At 41.1% G+C, this 489-nt stretch carries 1 protein-coding gene; it reads left to right on the forward strand.

The annotated features are described in order from the left end of the window. Nucleotides 1-489, forward strand: a 489-nt coding sequence (locus D7Y13_RS42255) for a nicotinamide-nucleotide amidohydrolase family protein (RefSeq protein ID WP_120631091.1), incomplete at both ends; no start/stop codon positions are given.

Below are 489 nucleotides of genomic sequence, written 5' to 3' on the forward strand. Positions count from 1 at the left end.
GTATGGGAGAGAGTTTTCTGGCGCAGAAAATAGCATCCATAGAACAGGAACTGCCCTCCTCTATCAGTCTAGCTTATTTGCCTTCTCCGATGGCAGTAAATTTACGCTTGAGTGGAAATACCTCAAATCAAAATGAGATAGGGGCTTATGGTCAAAGAATTGCCCATGAATTGGCCGATTATGTCTATGGATTTTCGACAACATCCATCGAAGAATACATCTATCTCAAACTCAAAGAACGCAAACAAAAGCTGGTTCTCATAGAGAGTTGCACAGGGGGATATCTCTCAAATGCTATGACAAATATCAAGGGGTCATCCGAGGTATTTCTCGGCGGCTGGAATGTCTATAGTGATGCTTTTAAACACATGCAAGTCGGGGTCGCACAAGAAATACTTGACAATTATAGTTCTGTCAGTATAGAATGTGGTAAAGAGCTCTTACTATTAGCGCTTAAGAAAACAAATGCAGATTTTGGCATCTCTGTTG

Source organism: Corallococcus praedator, assembly GCF_003612125.1.
Lineage (GTDB): Bacteria > Myxococcota > Myxococcia > Myxococcales > Myxococcaceae > Corallococcus > Corallococcus praedator.